The sequence below is a fragment of the Burkholderia sp. Ac-20345 genome (assembly GCF_017104825.1).
Lineage (GTDB): Bacteria > Pseudomonadota > Gammaproteobacteria > Burkholderiales > Burkholderiaceae > Burkholderia > Burkholderia lata_B.
The window spans coordinates 1-810 of record NZ_JAAGPO010000542.1 but is presented as its reverse complement, the minus strand read 5'-3'; the positions used below and the strand labels follow the sequence as shown (position 1 = coordinate 810).

Here is an 810-nt window from a genome sequence, read left to right as displayed (position 1 = left end):
CGTTCGGCATCCGCGTGCTGCACGCGGATGCCGAACGCGCGGCGGGCGGCGGCTCGACGCGGCTCGTCGGCTGGCTCGAACGGCTCGGCTGGCCGCTGCGCACCGCGCTGTTCGTCGTCGCAGGCGTGTTGGTCGTGTTGGTCGGTGTATCGGCCGGCCCCGAGTGGCTGTCGATCGCGCGCTGGTCAGATGCGCTGTCCGGCCACGATGCGCTCGCGCGGATGCTGATCGATCTGCGCATGCCGCGCCTGTTGTGCGCGCTTCTTGCTGGCGCGTTGCTGGCGGTCAGCGGTGTCGCGATGCAGAGCGTCGTGCGCAATCCGCTTGCGGGCCCCGAAGTGCTCGGCGTCACGCAGGGCGCGGGGCTCGTCACGCTGTTCGCGTTGTCGACGTGGCCGCTGATGGGGCACGTGACGCTTGCTGCCGCCGCGCTGATCGGCGGTGGATTGTCGCTCGCGATCACGCTCGCGCTGAATCACCGGCATCGCTACGCGCCGCTCGCGGTGGCGCTGACGGGTATCGTGATCGGCGCGCTGTGGACCACGCTCGCGCAATGGCTGATCACGCAGGAAAGCGTGCAGCCCGCTCGTTTCGTCGTGTGGCTCGTCGGCGGGACTTATGGCCGGAGCTGGGGCGAGGTGTCGATGCTGTTGCCGTGGTGCGTGCTCGCGGTGCCGGTGTTCGCGTGCTGCTCGCGGGCATGCCGGGGCGCGTCGTGCGGCGGCTGAGCGACGCGGAGATCGAAGCGAAGGCGAACGGCACGCGGATCTATCAGCAGTTGGCGGCGGATTGCCTCAGGACGATCAGGCG

The 810-nt window shown here is 70.1% G+C and carries 2 pseudogenes; both read left to right on the top strand.

Annotation, left to right across the window (positions count from 1 at the left end):
* Nucleotides 1-686, top strand: a pseudogene (locus G3O06_RS48550) (iron chelate uptake ABC transporter family permease subunit); the annotation flags it as partial.
* A pseudogene (locus tag G3O06_RS49575) lies at nt 686-810 on the top strand (phenylacetic acid degradation protein PaaY); the annotation flags it as partial. The pseudogenes G3O06_RS48550 and G3O06_RS49575, both read left to right, overlap by 1 nt.